The sequence below is a fragment of the Streptomyces sp. NPDC030799 genome (genome assembly GCF_055572255.1).
The window spans coordinates 63,407-79,710 of sequence record NZ_JBVIDS010000018.1 but is presented as its reverse complement, the minus strand read 5'-3'; the positions used below and the strand labels follow the sequence as shown (position 1 = coordinate 79,710).

15 protein-coding genes are annotated in these 16,304 nt (G+C 73.8%); 10 read left to right on the top strand and 5 right to left on the bottom strand.

Annotated features, from left to right (window positions below; genetic code table 11):
- Nucleotides 1-7: 7 nt before the first annotated feature.
- The 8 genes from ACZ41I_RS36490 (at nt 8) to ACZ41I_RS36455 (ending at nt 8,528) form a co-directional block, all read left to right on the top strand.
- Entirely contained in the window at nt 8-988 is a 981-nt protein-coding gene (locus ACZ41I_RS36490) for a GNAT family N-acetyltransferase (protein WP_468318872.1), read from the top strand.
- Nucleotides 985-2,325 carry an ABC transporter substrate-binding protein gene (locus ACZ41I_RS36485; protein ID WP_468516157.1) on the top strand — a complete coding sequence of 447 codons (1,341 nt, stop codon included), beginning with the start codon at nt 985-987 and terminating at the stop codon, nt 2,323-2,325. Before ACZ41I_RS36490 ends, ACZ41I_RS36485 begins: the two co-directional genes overlap by 4 nt.
- Nucleotides 2,319-3,281, top strand: coding sequence for a carbohydrate ABC transporter permease (locus tag ACZ41I_RS36480; RefSeq protein ID WP_363216528.1), 963 nt, complete (start codon nt 2,319-2,321; stop codon nt 3,279-3,281). The genes ACZ41I_RS36485 and ACZ41I_RS36480 overlap by 7 nt, the downstream gene beginning before the upstream one ends.
- Nucleotides 3,278-4,147: a carbohydrate ABC transporter permease gene (locus ACZ41I_RS36475; protein WP_468516156.1), complete on the top strand. Its 870-nt coding sequence runs from the start codon at nt 3,278-3,280 to the stop codon at nt 4,145-4,147. The genes ACZ41I_RS36480 and ACZ41I_RS36475 overlap by 4 nt, the downstream gene beginning before the upstream one ends.
- A gap of 21 nt (nt 4,148-4,168) precedes the next feature.
- A complete protein-coding gene (locus tag ACZ41I_RS36470; protein ID WP_468516155.1) occupies nt 4,169-4,981 on the top strand; it encodes a LytR/AlgR family response regulator transcription factor in 813 nt (270 codons plus the stop codon).
- 252 nt (nt 4,982-5,233) lie between these two features.
- Nucleotides 5,234-5,482: a hypothetical protein gene (locus ACZ41I_RS36465; RefSeq protein ID WP_468516154.1), complete on the top strand. Its 249-nt coding sequence runs from the start codon at nt 5,234-5,236 to the stop codon at nt 5,480-5,482.
- 31 nt (nt 5,483-5,513) lie between these two features.
- Nucleotides 5,514-7,250, top strand: coding sequence for a sodium/solute symporter (locus ACZ41I_RS36460; protein WP_468516153.1), 1,737 nt, complete (start codon nt 5,514-5,516; stop codon nt 7,248-7,250).
- A gap of 93 nt (nt 7,251-7,343) precedes the next feature.
- On the top strand, nt 7,344-8,528 hold the full coding sequence (locus ACZ41I_RS36455) for a sensor histidine kinase (RefSeq protein ID WP_399765349.1): 1,185 nt from the start codon (nt 7,344-7,346) through the stop codon (nt 8,526-8,528).
- A gap of 36 nt (nt 8,529-8,564) precedes the next feature.
- Here the strand turns inward: ACZ41I_RS36455 and ACZ41I_RS36450 are convergent, their stop codons facing one another.
- The 5 genes from ACZ41I_RS36450 to ACZ41I_RS36430 all read right to left on the bottom strand — a co-directional run bounded on the left by ACZ41I_RS36450 (nt 8,565) and on the right by ACZ41I_RS36430 (nt 14,613).
- Nucleotides 8,565-9,101 carry a hypothetical protein gene (locus ACZ41I_RS36450; RefSeq protein WP_363216535.1) on the bottom strand — a complete coding sequence of 179 codons (537 nt, stop codon included), beginning with the start codon at nt 9,099-9,101 and terminating at the stop codon, nt 8,565-8,567.
- A complete protein-coding gene (locus tag ACZ41I_RS36445) occupies nt 9,098-10,273 on the bottom strand; it encodes a hypothetical protein (RefSeq protein ID WP_468516152.1) in 1,176 nt (391 codons plus the stop codon). The genes ACZ41I_RS36450 and ACZ41I_RS36445 overlap by 4 nt, the downstream gene beginning before the upstream one ends.
- Nucleotides 10,274-10,335: 62 nt before the next feature.
- The gene (locus ACZ41I_RS36440; protein ID WP_468516151.1) at nt 10,336-12,549 is read right to left on the bottom strand and encodes a hypothetical protein; all 2,214 of its coding nucleotides are present in this window, start codon (nt 12,547-12,549) and stop codon (nt 10,336-10,338) included.
- Nucleotides 12,546-13,622: a hypothetical protein gene (locus ACZ41I_RS36435; protein WP_363216539.1), complete on the bottom strand. Its 1,077-nt coding sequence runs from the start codon at nt 13,620-13,622 to the stop codon at nt 12,546-12,548. The genes ACZ41I_RS36440 and ACZ41I_RS36435 overlap by 4 nt, the downstream gene beginning before the upstream one ends.
- 13 nt (nt 13,623-13,635) lie before the next feature.
- Nucleotides 13,636-14,613, bottom strand: a complete 978-nt coding sequence (locus ACZ41I_RS36430) for a protein kinase domain-containing protein (protein ID WP_468516150.1) — start codon at nt 14,611-14,613, stop codon at nt 13,636-13,638.
- A gap of 204 nt (nt 14,614-14,817) precedes the next feature.
- Between ACZ41I_RS36430 and ACZ41I_RS36425 the strand changes: the two genes are divergently transcribed.
- Complete coding sequence (locus tag ACZ41I_RS36425; protein ID WP_468516149.1) at nt 14,818-15,669, top strand: CHAT domain-containing protein; 852 nt, start codon at nt 14,818-14,820, stop codon at nt 15,667-15,669.
- The gene (locus ACZ41I_RS36420) at nt 15,666-16,304 is read left to right on the top strand and encodes a hypothetical protein (protein WP_363216542.1); all 639 of its coding nucleotides are present in this window, start codon (nt 15,666-15,668) and stop codon (nt 16,302-16,304) included. Before ACZ41I_RS36425 ends, ACZ41I_RS36420 begins: the two co-directional genes overlap by 4 nt.

The window sequence follows — 16,304 nt, the reverse complement described above, 5'->3', positions numbered from 1 at the left end:
CCCGTCGATGACCGATCGCACGACGACACCCCGAGCCGGCATCCGTGGCTTCCGGGCGGGTGACGGTCCGCAGGTGGTGCAGGTCTGGCGGCGGAGCGCGCCGGCCGACCCCATCACCCCCGACCGCTTCCGCTGCCTGGTGCTGCTCGACGCCAACTTCGACCCCGAGGGGCTGCGCGTCGCCGTCGACGACGGCCGTGTCGTCGGCGCCGCCTACGGGGTACGCCGGCTGACGCCGATGACCGGCACCGACCTGGAGCCGGAACAGGGCTGGATCCCGTTCTTCTTCGTCGACCCGGCCGCCCGCGGACGCGGCCTCGGCCGCCGGCTGCTGACCGACACGCTGGACTGGCTGCACGGCCACGGCCGCACCCGGGTGGACTTCGCCTCGTACACCCCGAACTACGTGCTGCCCGGCCTGGACGCCGAGACCTACCCGGAAGCGGCCGGGCTCCTGGAGTCCCTGGGCTTCCGCACGCTCTACGAGGCGGCGGCGATGGACCGCGGCCTGGTCGGCTACCGGCTCCCGGACGAGGTCGCCCACCGCGAGGACGAACTGACCGCGCAGGGCCACCGGTTCGGCACGCCCACCGACGACGACCTGGTGGAACTGATCGCGCTCGCCGGGAACCACTTCAACCCGGACTGGGCACGCGCGATCCGCGAGTGCCTGGCCGCGGGCACCCCGCTCGACCGGATCGTCGTCGCCCGGGACCCCTCGGGCCGCCTGGTCGGCTGGGCGATGCACGGCGCGTACGCCTCGGCGGACGAGCGGTTCGGCCCGTTCGGCGTGCTGGAGGAGATGCGCGGCACCGGACTCGGCAAGGTGCTGCTCCACCTGGTCCTGGAGCGGATGCGGGCCCGCGGTGCGCACGGCGCGTGGTTCCTGTGGACCGGCGAACGGTCTCCCGCGGGCCACCTGTACCGCGCGGCGGGTTTCACCACGACCCGGGTGTTCCGCGTGCTGCGCCGGGAGGCCGCCCGGTGACGCCGTCACACCACCCCCGCCGCACCGACGGCCTGAGCCGCCGCCACTTCGCCCTCGCGCTCCCCTCGGCGCTGCTCGCCTCCGGATGCGCCGCGCCGCACCGGGGCACCGGGCGGCCCGGGGACCCGATCGTCCTCACCCTGCTCTCCCACTACGCGAGCGGAGAGCTGAAGCAGGCCCTGCAGGGCCCGGTCGACGAGTGGAACGCCACGCACGACCGGGTCAAGGTGCGCACCAAGGCCGTCGAGTTCACGGACCTGCTGACCACATTCATGGTCCGGCAGGCCGCGGGCCAGGGCGCCGACATCCTGCACCCGTACTGCCTGTGGAACGGCCAGCTCGTCCGGGCCGGCGTCCTGCGGCCCGCCCCGTCCGAGCACGCCGAGGAGATCAGGCGCGGCTACGGCGCGGCCGCGGTCGGCGCCGCGTCGGTGGCGGGCAGGGTCTACGGCTACCCCACCGAGGTGCAGACGTACGCCCTCTACTACAACAAGCGCCTGCTGCGCGAGGCCGGACTCGACGGCCCGCCGCGCACCTGGCGTGAGCTGGAGGAGACGGCATACCGCACCGCCAGGCGGGACCGGTACGGCAACACACTGGTCCAGGGTTTCGGGCTGTCGGCCAACGACGACTCCACCACCGTCGGCCAGACCCTGGCCCTGCTCAGCGCCGCCGGCGGCAGGTTCGTCTCCGCGGACGGCAGACACACCGCCATCGACGCGCCGGCCGGCCGGGCCGTGTTCGAACTGGAGCACCGCCTCGTCGGCAGGGGCGCGAGCGATCCCGCCGTCAACGTCTATCAGGCGTTCCCCTCAGGGCAGGTGGCCATGGTGATCAGCGCGGGCTGGTGGACCGGGAGTCTGAAACCCCTGATGGGCAAGGACTACCGCGATGTCGGTGTCGCGCCCGTGCCCGTCCCCGCGGCGCACGACCAGCGCGCCACGCTCTCCACCGGCTTCATGCTGGGCGTCAACACGGCCAGTGAACACCCGCGGGAGGCCTGGGAGTTCCTGCGCTGGCTCAACACCGAGAAGGTGCGCGTCGACAAGGGTGCGGCGGTGACCCGGATGAGCGCCCTGCAGGTGTCGGTCGGCTCCCTGACCGGCCGCGCCGACGACATGCGGACACTCCTGGGCCGGGGCGGCGATCCGAACCTGCGCCCGTTCCTGGACGCGCTCGCGTACGCGGTGCCGGAGCCGAACGTGCCCGGCGCGCAGCAGGCCAAGTCGCTGCTGCGCAAGAACATCGAGGCGCTGTGGACCGGTCAGCAGTCGGTGGACGAGGCACTGCGCACCATCCGCCGTCAGGTCGATCAGGAGGTGTCGCGCTCATGGTGAACGCCCTGGCGCCGGAGACCGCCGGACGGACGGCGACCGCGCCGCAGCCCGCCGGCCCGGCGCTGGACGGCCGCACCCGGCACCGGCGCCGCCAGGCCGTCGTCGCCTACCTCTTCCTGGCGCCGGCGCTGCTGTTCTTCGCGGTCTTCCTGATCCTGCCGCTCGGCTTCGCGCTGCTGCTGTCGATGTCCCGCTGGGCCGGGTTCCGGCTCGGCGACATCGACCCGGCCGGCCCGGACAACTTCACCGGTCTCTTCGCGGACGGGTCGGCGTTCCTGGCGCCGATCCTCACCAACACGCTGCTGTTCGCCCTGGGCACCGTGGCCCTCGCGCTCGCCGGCTCGGTGCTCGTCGCCACCTGCATCGACAAGCTGCGGTTCCAAGGGCTGTGGCGCACCCTGTACTTCCTTCCGATCGTCACGACCGTCGTCGCGGTCGGCAACGTGTGGAAGTACATGTACGAGCCGGGCGGTCTGGTCAACGGTGTCCTCAACGCCCTCGGGCTCGGCTCCGTGGCGTTCCTGCAGGACCCGGACACCGCGCTGCCCTCGGTCGTGGTCGTGCAGGCCTGGGCCTCGGTCGGCTCCGCGATCCTGGTCCTGACGGCCGGGCTGAAGTCCATTCCCGAGTCGTACTACGAGGCCGCCGCGCTCGACGGCGCCGGGCCCGTCACCGTCTTCCGGCGGATCACCCTGCCGCTGCTGCGGCCGTCCCTGCTGTTCGTGTGCATCACCCAGTTCCTCGCCGGCCTGCAGTCGTTCGCGCTGATCATCGTGATGACCCAGGGCGGCCCGGGTGACGCGACCAACGTGGCCGCGCTGGAGATGTACCGGCAGGCCTTCAGCTACGGCGACTGGGGCACCGCGAGCGCCGCCGCCTTCGTACTGTTCGCGGTGGTCCTCCTGGTCACCCTGGTGCAGTTGTGGATCTTCCGGCGCAAGGGGGAGGACGCATGAGCCGCCGCCGTTTCCCGTGGCTGTCGTACCTGGTGGTCGTGACCGGCGCCGTGCTGACGGTGGTCCCGTTCCTCGACATGGTGATGACGTCCTTCAAGGGGCCCGGCGAGGCCGGCACGCTGCCGTACCGGTTCCTGCCCGAGGCGTTCGACCTGTCCAACTACCGGGCGGCGATCCACCAGCTCGACCTGCCGGTGCTCTTCCGCAACAGCGTCGTCGCCACCACCCTGATCACCGCATCGGTGCTGCTCACGTCGTCACTCGCCGGCTACGCACTCGCCAAACTCCGCTTCCCCGGGCGCAACTTCGTCTTCCGCCTCGTCCTGTCCACGATGATGTTCCCGCCGTTCGTCTTCCTCATCCCGCACTTCCTGATCCTCGTCCACTGGCCACTGGCCGGCGGCAACGACCTGACCGGGCGCGGCGGCGCGGGCCTGACCGTCAGTATCGTGGCGCTCGCCATGCCGTTCCTCGTGAGCAGCTTCGGGATCTTCCTGACACGCCAGTTCATGCTCTCGATCCCGGACGAGGTCCTGGAGGCCGCGCGCATCGACGGGGCCGGGGAGTTCGCCGTGTGGTGGCGGATCGTCGTACCGCAGACCACCCCGGTCCTGGTGACGCTCGGGCTGCTGACCTTCGTCGACGCCTGGAACGAGTACATCTGGGCGCTGCTCGTCTCGACCGCGAACCCGGACGTGATGACCCTGCCCGTCGGCATCCAGCTCCTGCAGGACCACGTCGACCCGGCCCGTACGATGCCCGTCGTCATGGCCGGTCTGGTCCTGAGCATTCTGCCGGTCCTGGTGCTGTTCCTGCTGCTGCAGAAGTACTACATCCGTGGTGTCATGCTCAGCGGCCTCAAGTAGCGGGGGAAGGAGCCGGCGGAGATGAGCGCTAGCGACATGCCCCTGAGCGTGCTGGCCGTGGACGACGAGGAGCCCGCGCTCGAAGAGCTGCTGTACCTCCTGGGGCGCGATCCGCGGGTCGGCAGCGTGGTGCCCGCGGCGGGGCCCACCGAGGCCCTGCGGCGGCTCGGCCGGGCCGTGGAGGACGGGCCGCCCGGCGACCGGGCCGTCGACGTCGTCTTCCTCGACATCGACATGCCGGGACTCGACGGCCTCGAACTGGCCCGGCTGCTCGGCCGGTTCGCCGCACCGCCGCTGGTCGTCTTCGTCACCGCGCACGACGACTTCGCGGTCCGCGCCTTCGACCTCAAGGCCGTCGACTACCTGCTCAAGCCCCTCCGCGAGGAACGCTTCGCCGAGGCCGTCCGCCGGGTCGCCGAACTGGTCCGGGCCGGCCAGGGGCCCCGGCCCGCCGCACCCGCCGGGGCCGCGCCGGGGCCGGCGCCCGCCTTCGGCGACCACGTCCCCGTGGAACTGGGCGGGGTGACCCGGTTCGTGCCCATCGCCGACATCACCCACGTCGAGGCACAGGGCGACTACGCCCGGCTGCACACCCCGCACGGCAGCCACCTGGTGCGCGTCGCACTGTCCACCCTGGAGGAACAGTGGCGCGCCCGCGGCTTCGTACGCATCCACCGCAGCCGGCTCGTCGCACTCGGCCGCATCGAGGAACTCCGCCTGGACGGCGGCAACGTGACCGTACGGATCGGCGACCGTGTCCTCGCCGTGAGCCGGCGCAACGCCCGGGAGCTGCGGGACCTGCTGGCCCGGCACGCGGCCGGCCGGGCCCGCTGAGCAGCCGGCGCGGCCCCCGGGTCACGGACCTGTGGCGATTGTCGTCCGCCGACTGTCTCCACGAGGGCCCGCTTGCGTACACTCGCCGCAGCACAAGGTGATCACCGCGGCGTCGGGGAGTGCGGCATGGGTGCGGAGTCCGTCCCTCGCAGAGAGGTGGTCACCGGACGGCCGCGCGCCGCGGGCGATACGACCGCACCGCGCCCCAGGGCCCTTCCGCAGCCCCGGCCCGAGCCCCGCCTGCGTCAATTGATGCACCGTCAGCTGAAGGCCGCGCTCATGGTCACGGCCCTCCTCGCCGCCCTGCTCGGCCTGCTCCCCGTACTCCTGCGCATCCTGCCCCTCTCCGGCGCAGCACCCCGCGTCCCGCTCGCCGTCTGGCTCCTGCTGGGCGTGGCGCCCTACCCCGCGCTGCTGGCCATCGGCGCCTGGTACGTCCGTCGCGCCGAGGCCAACGAGACCGACGCGGCCGCCACCGGCGCCCCCGCGGAACACCCCTGACCATGCACCGGCCATCCGCCGGCGCCGGCCGGTGAACCAGACGTACGGCCTCCTGGGCGTCACGGCCGTCATCCTCGCCACCGTCCTCGTCGGCGCGCTCGGCCTGCGCATCTCCCGCACCACCTCCGACTTCTACGTCGCCTCCCGCACCGTCGCGCCGCGCCTCAACGCCTTCGCGGTCAGCGGCGAGTACCTGTCCGCCGCCTCCTTCCTCGGCGTCGCCGGACTCGTCCTCGCCCAGGGCGTCGACATGCTGTGGTTCCCCATCGGCTACACCGCCGGCTTCCTGGTGCTGCTGGCCTTCGTCGCCGCCCCGCTGCGCCGCTCCGGCGCCTACACCCTCCCCGACTTCGCCGAGGCCCGGCTCCAGTCCCGCGCGGTGCGCCGGATCGCCGGGGTGCTGGTCGTCGGCATCGGCTGGCTGTATCTGCTGCCCCAACTGCGCGGCGCCGGCCTCACCCTGCGGCTGCTCACCGGCGCCCCCGGCTGGCTCGGTGCTCTGGTCGTCGCCGCCGTGGTGACCGTCGCCGTCGCCGCCGGCGGTATGCGCAGCATCACCTTCGTCCAGGCCTTCCAGTACTGGCTGAAACTCACCGCCCTGCTGGTGCCGGTGGTGTTCCTGCTGCTCGCCTGGCGCAGCGACCACCTCCCCGCCCCGGCCTGGGACGACCGGCCCGTCTTCCACCGCTCCACCGAGGTGCGCGTCGAGGGGCCGCTCTCCCTCACCGTGCACGAGCCGGTCCGCGTGACCGCCTCAGGAACCGTCGACGGCCGTGCGGTTGACGACAGTGCGCTGCGGCTCGGCGAGGGCCGCCACCGGATCGGCGCGGACACCGCCCTGCGCTTCCCGGCCGGCGCCCGCGTCCCCCTGCCCGACCGGGCACCCGACCGCACCGCGCCCTCCAGCTGGGCCAAGCCGCTGTCCCCGGACCGCGAGCAGCACGGCCTGTACGCCACCTACGGGCTGATCCTCGCCACCTTCCTCGGCACCATGGGCCTGCCGCACGTCGTGGTCCGCTTCTACACCAACCCCGACGGCCGCGCCGCCCGCCGCACCACGGTGAGCGTGCTCGCCCTGCTCGGCGCCTTCTACCTCCTGATCCCCCTGTACGGCATGCTCGGCCGGCTGTACGCCCCCGACCTGCTGCTCACCGGCGACACCGACGCCGCCGTCCTGGTCCTGCCGCAGCGGCTGATCGGCGGGGCCGCCGGGGACCTGCTGGGCGCGCTCGTCGCCGGCGGCGCGTGCGCGGCGTTCCTGTCCACGGCCTCCGGACTCACCATGTCCGTCGCGGGCGTCCTCGCGCAGGACGTCCTGCCCACGCTCGGCGTCCGGCACTTCCGGCTCGCCACCCTGCCCGCGATCGCGGTGCCGACCGCCGCGGCCGCCGCGGTCAGCGACCTGCCCGTGGCCGACGCGGTCGGCCTCGCGTTCGCCGTCTCGGCCTCCTCCTTCTGCCCGCTGCTCGTCCTCGGCATCTGGTGGCGCGGCCTGACCCCGCCGGGCGCCATCGCCGGGCTGCTCCTCGGCGGCGGCTCGGCGCTCGCCGCGGTGACGGCCACCATCGCCGGCGGCACCCGCTCGAGCTGGCTGCACACCCTGCTGGCCTGGCCCGCGGTGTGGTCCGTCCCCGTCGGCTTCACGGCGATGGTCCTGGTCTCCCTGGCCACCCGCGACCGCGTCCCGCCCGGCACCGCCGCCACCCTGGCCCGCCTGCACCTGCCCGAACCCCCGCCCACCCCCCGCCCCGGAACGGCCACGACCTGACGAAGGAGCCGCCGTGTTCACCAGTTCAGCGCGCCGCAGCCGGCCCTGCGCGAGCGTTCCCGCCGGCCGGTCCATGCGGGACCCGCGGCACCCATGACCGTCCTCGGTACCGCCGCCCTCGCTCTGGCCGGGCTCGCGCTGTTCGTGCTCGGTGCCGCCCTCGGACACGGTGCGGCGCGCCGGCAGCAGGAGCACTCGGCCGACAGCGACGGGACGCGCGCCCTCGCCCACGCGCTGCACACCGCCGCACTCGCCGCGGCACCCCTGCGCGCCGGACTGACCCCGGACACCGCCCGCAAGGCGGCCCGCAGGCTGCGCCCCCTGCTCGGCACCCCCGCCCTCGCCCTCACCGACGACGCCTCCGTGCTCGCCTGGGACGGTGCCGCCGACCACCACCGCCCGCAGATCGCCGAACAGCTCGCCCACCCGGCGCGCCCCCGGACCTTCGCCCTGCTCTGCGACGACGCCGGCTGCCCCGTCCGCTGGGGCGCCCTGGTGCCCCTCACGGCCGACGGCGGTGTTCGCGGTGCCCTCGCCGTGCTCGCCGCCGCCGAGTCCACCGCCCTGCTCCGGGCCACCGAGGAAGCGGCGTGCCGGCTCTCGCTGGAACTCGAACTGGCCGGCCTCGACCGGGCCCGCGCCGGCGCCCATGAGGCCGAGGTCCGGGCCCTGCGCGCCCAGATCTCCCCGCACTTCATCTACAACTCCCTCGCGAGCATCGCCTCCTTCGTCCGCACCGACCCCGAGCGCGCCCGTGAACTCCTCCAGGAATTCGCCGACTTCACCCGCTACAGCTTCCGCCGGGACGGCGACTTCACCACGCTCGCCGAGGAGCTGCGCTCCATCGAGCAGTACCTGGAACTCGCCCGCGCCCGCTTCGGCCGCCGCCTGAAGGTCACCCTGCGCATCGCCCCCGAGGTGCTGCCCGTGACCCTGCCCTTCCTCTGTCTGCAGCCTCTCGTAGAGAACGCCCTCAAACACGGCCTGGAGGCCGTGGAGCGCAGCAGCGTCACGATCATCGCCGAGGACGAGGGAACCGAGGCCCGGGTCGTCATCGAGGACAACGGCGTCGGCATGGAACCGGAACGCCTGCGCGCGATCCTGCGCGGCACGGCCGGACCCGCCTCCGGCATCGGCCTGAGCAACGTCGACCGCCGGCTGCGCCAGGTCTACGGCGACGACCACGGCCTCGTCATCGAGACCGGCGTCGGCGCGGGTACGAAGATCACCCTCCGCCTCCCGAAGTTCCGCCCGGGCATCCAGGCCCCGCCCCCATGACTCCGCCTCCGCGCCCCCGTCACCGGTCCCGGTCGGTCAGCTGCCGTCGTCCGAGGAGTGACACCCTTTCGGGAACGAGGTGTCGCCGTCGGGCGTGGCGAGGAAGAACACGTCGATCCTGACCTTGCCGGACGGCCCGCCCTTCCAGTAGCCCCGCTTGGGCGCGCCCTTGAAGTGCGAGAAACCGCCGGTGATCATCGAGTTGACCTTGTCGGCGGCCTCCTGGCCCGGCCCCGGATCCGGCGCCGTACCGAAGGAGAGCACAAAACCCGCCGTACGGTCCGCCACCCCGGCCCTGCGCAGCTGCGCGCCGAACTGCTTCCGGACGGACCCGGCGCTGCCCGTCCGCACGGTGAAGCTGCACGGCTTGAGCACCAGCCCGCGCTCCGCCGGCTGGGTGCTCGGCGGCGGACTGGACGGCGTGCCGGGCTTCTGCGTCGCGCCCGTGCGGTGCTCGCGCGGCAGCGAACCCAGCGCGATCACGAGCAGCAGCAGGAGCAGATCGGCGAAGAGCCACCCGGCGAGCAGCATGGTGCGACCGCCGGCCGCCCGCTGCGGCAGCCGGCGGCTCATGGCCCGCCCCGGTACGGCGGTGGGTCGGCGTTGTCCCGGCCGTCGGACGCCGGCCCACCGTAGCGGCGCTCCAGGCGGTCGACCAGCTGCCAGATGCTCCGGGTGGAGTCCACCAGGTTCTCCGCCCGCTCGGTGAAGACCAGCAGTGTCTCGCCGAGACTGCGGGCCAGGTCCCGGACCGCGGCCACCGCGAGGTCGTGCCGGTGGATCTCCTGCCCGGTCGTCTCCTGGGCGCGCCGGAGGTCGCCGACGAGCGTCTCGATGGCGGCGCGCAGCTTCGCCTCGTCCTCGGCGTTCTGCTCCCGGATCCGGATCAGGTCCTGGGCCAGTCGGCTGGGCGGGGTGAGCCCCCGGATCAGCCGGGTCAGTTCGTCGACCGTCTTCGTCCAGCCGTCCAGGGCGCTCTGGATCCTGCTGCCCGGCCCGGTCTCCAGCGCGGCCGTGATCTCCTGGGAGGTCCGGTGCAACGCCAGTTGCAGAGCTTCCGTACCGGCGTTGAGCTGGGAGGCGAGCTTCTCCGCGCTCCGGCTGTCCAGCGGCTTGCCGGCCGGCCGTGCGGGCGTGGCGAGCAGGAACGTGGCCAGGGCCAGTTCGCCCGCGAGCCGCCCGCGCTCCGCCTCCCGGGAGAGCCGCCGCTCCCGGCTGCGCTGCAGGGCGTGCAGCACCAGGGTCAGCAGGACGACGGCCAGGATGAGCAGGGTGACGTGCAGCGCGGACGTGCCCAGGGTCACGGTGGTCGGCTCGGGCGGGCTGCCGTGCGGGAAGCCGCGGGCCCAGCCGAGCAGGAAGGGGTCCTGACTGCGGGTCGCGTCGTAGGCGTCCAGTGCGCCGCGCAGCCGCCACCAGGTGAGCGCGATGGGGGCGAACACCAGCACGTCGCGCGCGACGCCGAGCCAGCCCTCCAGCGTGCCGCGGCCCTTCGACGGCGCGTCCGGGAGCAGCACCTCGGGCGGGTAGGCGGTGACCAGGTCGGTGCCGGCGAGGGTGGCGCCGCCCCGTTCCAGATCGGCCACGACGCGGTCGAGCACCCGGGTGTCGGAACCGTCGGTGCGGGCACGGTTCGCCAGGGCGCGGATCCGCCCGGCGATGCCGTCGAGTTCCGAAGCGGGGCCGGTGCGTTGCGCGGGAACCGGCCCGGGGTTCGGCGGTGTTGCCTCTTCAGTCGATGTCATGCGGCGTCATTCGTGTCGTCCGTCGGTCGGGGTGGGGATGAGGGCGCGGCGGGGTCCGGGGATCAGGGCATGGAGGTCCAGAAGACATACCCGAACGCGCAGACCAGCACGAGCAGGAGCGTCGACACGAAGATCACCGTCACGGGGTCGAGTTGAAGAAGACCCCCGAGCCTGCGCCGGCGGTCGGCGGGCTCCTGCGGGCCGCCATCGGCGTGCGGGCCGGCCGGCCGGCGGCTCGGCTCCCGGGGCGGCGTCAGGGGGTCCCACCGTGCGGGGCCGGGGACGGCCCCCTGGGCAGGGTGGCCCGCCCCCGGGGCGGCCGGATGCGCCCACTCGGTGTGCGTGCGCGTGGGGGAGGGGGACGACGGGTACGAGCCCGCACCCACGGCGGCCGGCGGCGGGGAGCCGGTGCCCGGGGCGGGCGGGTCCTGCCGGGGCCGGCCCGGCGCGTACGGTACCGGGCCGGCGGCGCCGTGGCCCGGCGGTGCACCGGGCCCGGCCGGCGCGGTCGTCCTGCCGCCGAGCACCGGCCCGCCCGGCCGCGATCCGTACGGGGAGCCCGTGCCCGGGCCGGGATAGCCCTCGGCACGGAGGAACTGCTCCGACAGCTCGTACCGGATCCGCTGCTGGGCGCCGTCGTCCGCGGCGAGTTCCAGCGCGGCGGCGTACAGGCCCAGGGGTGCCCGGACCCCGGCGCGTTCCACCAGGGTGGCGGCGGCCGCATGGTCAAGCCGCGGGCCGTGCGCGGCGAGGAGCAGCTGGCGGAAGCAGTCGACCTCCTTCACGCGGTCGCCGCGGGCGATACGGTCCACCGGGTCGAGCAGCAGGCCCTGCTCGTACCACAGCCGTGCGGCGACCGGGTTCTGGCCGGCGTCGGCGAGGTGGCGCAGCACCAGATGCATGGCCTCCGGGTAGTGGCCGGCGTAGTGCGCGACGTGGTCCAGCAGCTCGTGCGCCGGGCTGGCCGCGAGGAGGTCGGGGTGGTCCAACGCGTCGGCGGGCAGGTGCAGGGCGAGGGCCACGATCAGCAGCCGCCGGTGTCCGGCCCGGCTCAGGTCCAGGCCCCCGGGCGGCACCTGCCGGCCGAACACCCTGGCCACCACCGCGGGCGGCGGCTCCGCGTCCCTGGTCGCCTCCACCAGCTCGTTGGGCCCCTGATCGGCGAGGCAGGCCTGCACGGCCTCGCTCATCAGCAGGCTCCACAGGTCGGGATGGCGGGTGGCCCGCTGCTGCCCACGACGCCAGCGGCGCAGCGCCTCGATGAGCCACTGCGCAGGCTGCTTCCTCAACTCCCCGGTCATACGGGCCCGTTCATGGACCAGGACGCCGCGCGCGACGGCCCGCTCCAGCAGGGAGTCGTCGTGGAAGATGTCCAGCCGCACCCGGGGGTCGGCGATCCGGCCGTCCACGACCGGCACCGTCCGCCGCCAGGCGTCCACGTCCTGCACGGTGTGCAACGGATGCCGCGGGCGGACCCGCTCCAGCGCCGCGTGTCCGTTCTCCCGGTACAGCTCCACCAGCTGGGCGGCGAACCGGGCGGTGTCCGTGTCCGGCGGGGGCTCGGTCACATCGACGCGTCGGCGCTGGTTGATGTACATCGACTGGGGCGGGCGGGCGGCGAGGAACACCACCCGGGGCTGATGGCCGCCCTTGTCGGTGGACTCCCGGCTCGCGAAGGTCCAGGGCCGGCCGGAGACCGGCCCGGCGATGTCGAACAGGGCCGTCATGGTCGGCAGGGCGAGCTGCGGCCGGGTGAGGACGCTGAAGTCCTCCGCGGGCTCGGCGAGCACCCGGGCGACGAGCGCGGTGAGCTGCTCGGCCGGGACCTCGGTGACCCGGTCGCGCAGCGCGGCCAGTCCGGGCCGCGCCGCCTCCCTCAGATCGTCGAGATCGAGCGCGGCGAGGTCCGCGCCGGTGCCGTCCGGCTCGCGGTCCCGCCAGCCCGGCCAGTCGTGCAGTCCCAGGGCGAGCCCGGCGTCGATCGCGCGCGGGTCGCCGACCAGGACGTGGGTCAGGGTGGCGCCGCCCCGGCCGTGCGGGTTGCTGGAGGGCAGCTTGCGCAGGACGGCCGCCTCGTCGTCGAACACCAGGTGGACGAGGCTGGCCGAGTCCTCCGGCTGCTCGCCCTGGCCGTCCTGGGTGGCCCAGACGTACTGGAGCCGCTTGGCCCAGCGGTCGAGGGTGCGCAGCCCGGAGTGCGCGACCGGGCGGACCCCGGCGTTGCCTTCGTGGTCCCGTTCGGCCCAGCCGAAGAGGATCTGGTCGACCGTCGTCATCGGACAGCTCCCTGGCCGAGGTCGGTGGGGCCGAGGACCCCGCACATGGCGAAGAGGGCGAGCATGGGCTTGAGGGTCCGGCGCGGCGCGAAGCTCCCGAGCGGGGAACGCTGGACGCCGTCCGCCTCGACCGCCTTGTGGCCGGTCGCGGTGGCGAAGTGCAGCGTGGAGCGGGCACAGCGCACGAAGGGGGCGAGCCAGCCGGCGGCGCCGCGGGAGCTGAGGAAGGCGTAGGCGTCCTCGCTCTCCTGCTCCACGGTGGCGAGCTGCAGCTCCTCGTCGGGGGAGGTGTTCTGGAACCAGCGGTCGACGAGCGGCTCGTGGTGCCGCAGCAGATCGCACTTGCCGACCACGACGGCGGCCGGCAGCGGTACGAACTGGGAGCCGTCCACCCCGTGCAGCCGCCCGATCTTGTCGAGGACGACACCGAAGGACGGGTCGCCGGTGACGCTGCCGGTGGCGGCGGTCAGCCCGCGGATACGGGTCGGGTCGACCACGAAGACCAGCGCGCTGACCGCGCCGAGGAACGGCACCTCGGCGTCGTGGTCGGCGAGCCACTCGCCGGAGACGTCGAAGAAGGCGACGGCGACGTTGCGTCCGGTGTTGCTGTTGTGGATCCACAGGGCGTCGGTGAACTCCGGCGGCTGGGCCGGGGTACCGGCCAGGCCCTGGCCCTGGTCGAGGAAGGGCCGTACGACGTCCTTCAGATAGCGCTGGTGCAGTTTCAGGTCGAGCCCGCCGACGACCAGACCGAGGCGGGCCATCCGGTCGACGTCGGAGAGCATGCCGAGCATGGCCGCCAGCAGATGGCTCTTGCCGGCCGCGGACTCACCGACCACGCCGATGACCAGGGGCTCGCCGAAGTCGCCGTAGCGGCCGGGCAGGACGTGCGGCTCACCGCCGCCCGTGCACAGCCGGTAGGCGTCGAGACGGCGGTGGTTGCCGAGCACGTCGTCCTCGCCCTCGAGCGGGGCGAGCGGTTCGGGCCGGCCGTCCGCGGTGAGGGTGACGGTCTCGGCCTTCGCCCAGTCGACCATGCTGAGGCAGATGGGGCACCTCACTTTTGCTGCCATGTCACTCCTCCCGTCAGGTCAGCGCCAGGACGGCGATCAGCACGCCGAGGACCAGGACGGCCGCGGCGACGGACAGGACGACGGCCCGCCTGGCCAGGAAGAGCGCGACCGGGCCCGTGCGCGGGGGAGCGGCCGGCGGCTGGGGGTACGGCTGTCCGTGCTGCCGCTGGTTGAACGCGTGCTGCCGGGCGCGCAGCTCATGGAAGTGCTGGCGGGCCTGCTGTTCGACCTCGGCGAGCCGGGGCGGGCCGGACGTGCCCGGGCCCGGGCCGGTGCTGCGGCCCGCCTGGGTGTCGCGCCGCAGCCGTAGTGTGTACGCGCTGACCCGCTGGCGCGCCTCGTCGGTGAACACCCCCTCCAGCAGGGTGCGCTGCCCGGCGTCGAGCCAGCGCACCCGGTCGCGCATGTCCGCGGCCGTGGTGGCCTCCTCGCCGGTGGCGAGGTGGAAGAAGACGGCGCCGGCGGAGTAGACGTCGTCCCGGCAGTCGGCCCGGCCCTGCCCCTTGGCCTGTTCCGGGGACCGCCAGGGGTCGGTGCCGGCCGCCGCGCCGCGGGGCTCGCCCTCGTCCAGGGTGAGACCGAAGTCGGCCAGCTGCACCGTGGTCCCGTCCCACCACAGGGTCTCGGGCCGGATGTCCCGGTGCACCAGACGCAGGTCGTTCAGGTGCCGGAGCACCGCGAGGATGCCGTCCACGACGGCCCACAACTGGCCGGCCTCCAGCGGTAACCGGTCGCCCATCTCGGACAGCGGGCGCCCGCGCCGGGTGGCGACCAGATAGGGCGCCCGGCCGTCCGGGCGGTAGCCGATGACGCGGCTGAGTTCGGGCGGGTAACTGGTGACGCCGAGCCGGCGCACCAGCACGTCGGCCGTCCTGACGGTCCGTTCCAGCTCCCGGCGCGCCGCGTCGCTGTGGGCGATGCGCTGCACGACACGCTCACCGCCGCCGTGCACCAGCAGTCCGTGGCGCTCCCGGAACCCGTCCCGGGACATTTCTCCCTGGTGATCGAAATCGATCTCGAAGATCGATTTTCCGGCATCGCGGCCACCACAGGTGATCATTTCCAGACGCTCGATCAAACCCGCCCCCGATAAGTGTGCTGCGGAATCCGAAACTACACCCGCATCGCGTCACTGCGCGTACCCTTCTCACCAACGGCCCAATACGTGACGGTAGTTGGCTCGGGGGACGAACAGATGGCCAGTCCGACATGGACACAACTGCGCGATGCCGGCGCATTCGAAACACTGGGCGAATTATTTCCCGACGCGCCGAGCAGTCACGCCTTTCTCGAAGACCTCGGAATCAGCCCCGCGCTGCTGCCGCCGTTCGCCCAGCTGCCCGCCGCCTCCTGGTGGCGCACGGTCTGCCGGACCGTCGACCGGGGCCGCTTCAAAGGCGTCGTGCTCGGCGACCTCGTCACCGCGGCGGCGGTCCTGTACCCCGGACACCAGGGCCTCGCCGCGCTGGCCGGCCGGGGCGCGACGACGGCGCTGCGGATCCTGTGCCTGATGTCCGCCCCGCTCGACGAGGCCAGGCTGCGCATCGGCGCCGAGCAGCGCGTCATCCGGGAGGCGGCGGCCCGCTCCGCCGGCCGGCTGACGGTGGAGGCCCACCCGGCGGCCCGGGTGTCCGACATCCTGCCCCAGCTCCAGGCGGTCCGGCCGCACATCGTGCACTTCGCCGGGCACGGCACGCACGACGGCCGGCTGCTCTTCGAGGACGAGACGGGCACCTCCGCCCCGGTCCCGATGCGCGCGCTCGCCGCCGCTCTCGCCCTGCACGCGCCGCTCGACTGCATCGTCCTCAACTCCTGCTGGTCGGCGGCGTACGCGGACGGCCTGCTCGACTGCGCCGACACCGTCGTGGGCACCAGCGGCGAACTCCCCGACGACGCCGCCCTCGCCTTCGCCGAGGGCTTCTACGCATCCCTGGCCCACTCCACCGCCGTCGACCGCGCCTGCGAGTCGGCCCGCGCGGCCCTCCTGCTGAACGGCCACGACCCGGACGAGGTGCACCACTGCTCCCGAAGGAGCCGCGCGGCATGACGACGCCGAACACACCTCCCGTCACCTCCGCCCCGGCCGACGTCGCCAGCGCCTTCGAGCGTGGGCTGCAGCGCGGCGACAACCCGCAGGTCGCCGGCGCCGACGGTCCGGCCTCCACCACCGTGGACTCGCGCTGGCTCGGCACCTGGCGGCGGCCCGGTTCGGCGCGCCGCGCCCCCTGCCGGGTGTGCGGTCACACCTTCCGGCTGGACGACACCGTCTATCTGCGCCACGCCGAGGACGGCAGACTGGCCGACGTCACCCACCACCTGCGCAACCTGCCCTGCAGCGGCGAGGTCCCGCCCGCCGCCCCGTCCGACTCCGGGGCGCAGGCCGCCTTCTTCCACGGCGTGGACACCACCGACCCCCGGCCGGACACCCTGCACACCGTACGGCTGATGCCCGGCGACCCGGTGCTCGGACAGCCGCGGCAGCGCAACGCCTGCTTCGTGTGCACCCACACCTTCCGGCTGTTCGAGACGGTCGTCGTATGCCCCTGCTCGCCCGAGGACCCCGGCTGCCGCAAGGCCGTCCACCAGGACCCGGCGCGCGGCCTCGGCTGCTTCGAGCAGTGGCGCAGCGAACTGACCGTCCAGCAGTGCCCCATGAACTTCCGCACCCTGAGGCGGAACTGA

Excerpts from the sequence above, each read along its gene's own strand:
- ACZ41I_RS36490 (WP_468318872.1), top strand. The coding sequence starts at position 8 with ATGACCGATCGCACGACGACACCCCGAGCCGGCATCCGTGGCTTCCGG.
- ACZ41I_RS36445 (WP_468516152.1), bottom strand. The coding sequence starts at position 10,273 with ATGACATCGACTGAAGAGGCAACACCGCCGAACCCCGGGCCGGTTCCC.
- ACZ41I_RS36430 (WP_468516150.1), bottom strand. The coding sequence starts at position 14,613 with ATGTCCCGGGACGGGTTCCGGGAGCGCCACGGACTGCTGGTGCACGGC.
- ACZ41I_RS36470 (WP_468516155.1), top strand. The coding sequence starts at position 4,169 with ATGAGCGCTAGCGACATGCCCCTGAGCGTGCTGGCCGTGGACGACGAG.
- ACZ41I_RS36480 (WP_363216528.1), top strand. The coding sequence starts at position 2,319 with ATGGTGAACGCCCTGGCGCCGGAGACCGCCGGACGGACGGCGACCGCG.
- ACZ41I_RS36435 (WP_363216539.1), bottom strand. The coding sequence starts at position 13,622 with ATGGCAGCAAAAGTGAGGTGCCCCATCTGCCTCAGCATGGTCGACTGG.
- ACZ41I_RS36475 (WP_468516156.1), top strand. The coding sequence starts at position 3,278 with ATGAGCCGCCGCCGTTTCCCGTGGCTGTCGTACCTGGTGGTCGTGACC.
- ACZ41I_RS36455 (WP_399765349.1), top strand. The coding sequence starts at position 7,344 with ATGACCGTCCTCGGTACCGCCGCCCTCGCTCTGGCCGGGCTCGCGCTG.
- ACZ41I_RS36440 (WP_468516151.1), bottom strand. The coding sequence starts at position 12,549 with ATGACGACGGTCGACCAGATCCTCTTCGGCTGGGCCGAACGGGACCAC.
- ACZ41I_RS36420 (WP_363216542.1), top strand. The coding sequence starts at position 15,666 with ATGACGACGCCGAACACACCTCCCGTCACCTCCGCCCCGGCCGACGTC.
- ACZ41I_RS36465 (WP_468516154.1), top strand. The coding sequence starts at position 5,234 with ATGCACCGTCAGCTGAAGGCCGCGCTCATGGTCACGGCCCTCCTCGCC.
- ACZ41I_RS36425 (WP_468516149.1), top strand. The coding sequence starts at position 14,818 with ATGGCCAGTCCGACATGGACACAACTGCGCGATGCCGGCGCATTCGAA.
- ACZ41I_RS36450 (WP_363216535.1), bottom strand. The coding sequence starts at position 9,101 with ATGAGCCGCCGGCTGCCGCAGCGGGCGGCCGGCGGTCGCACCATGCTG.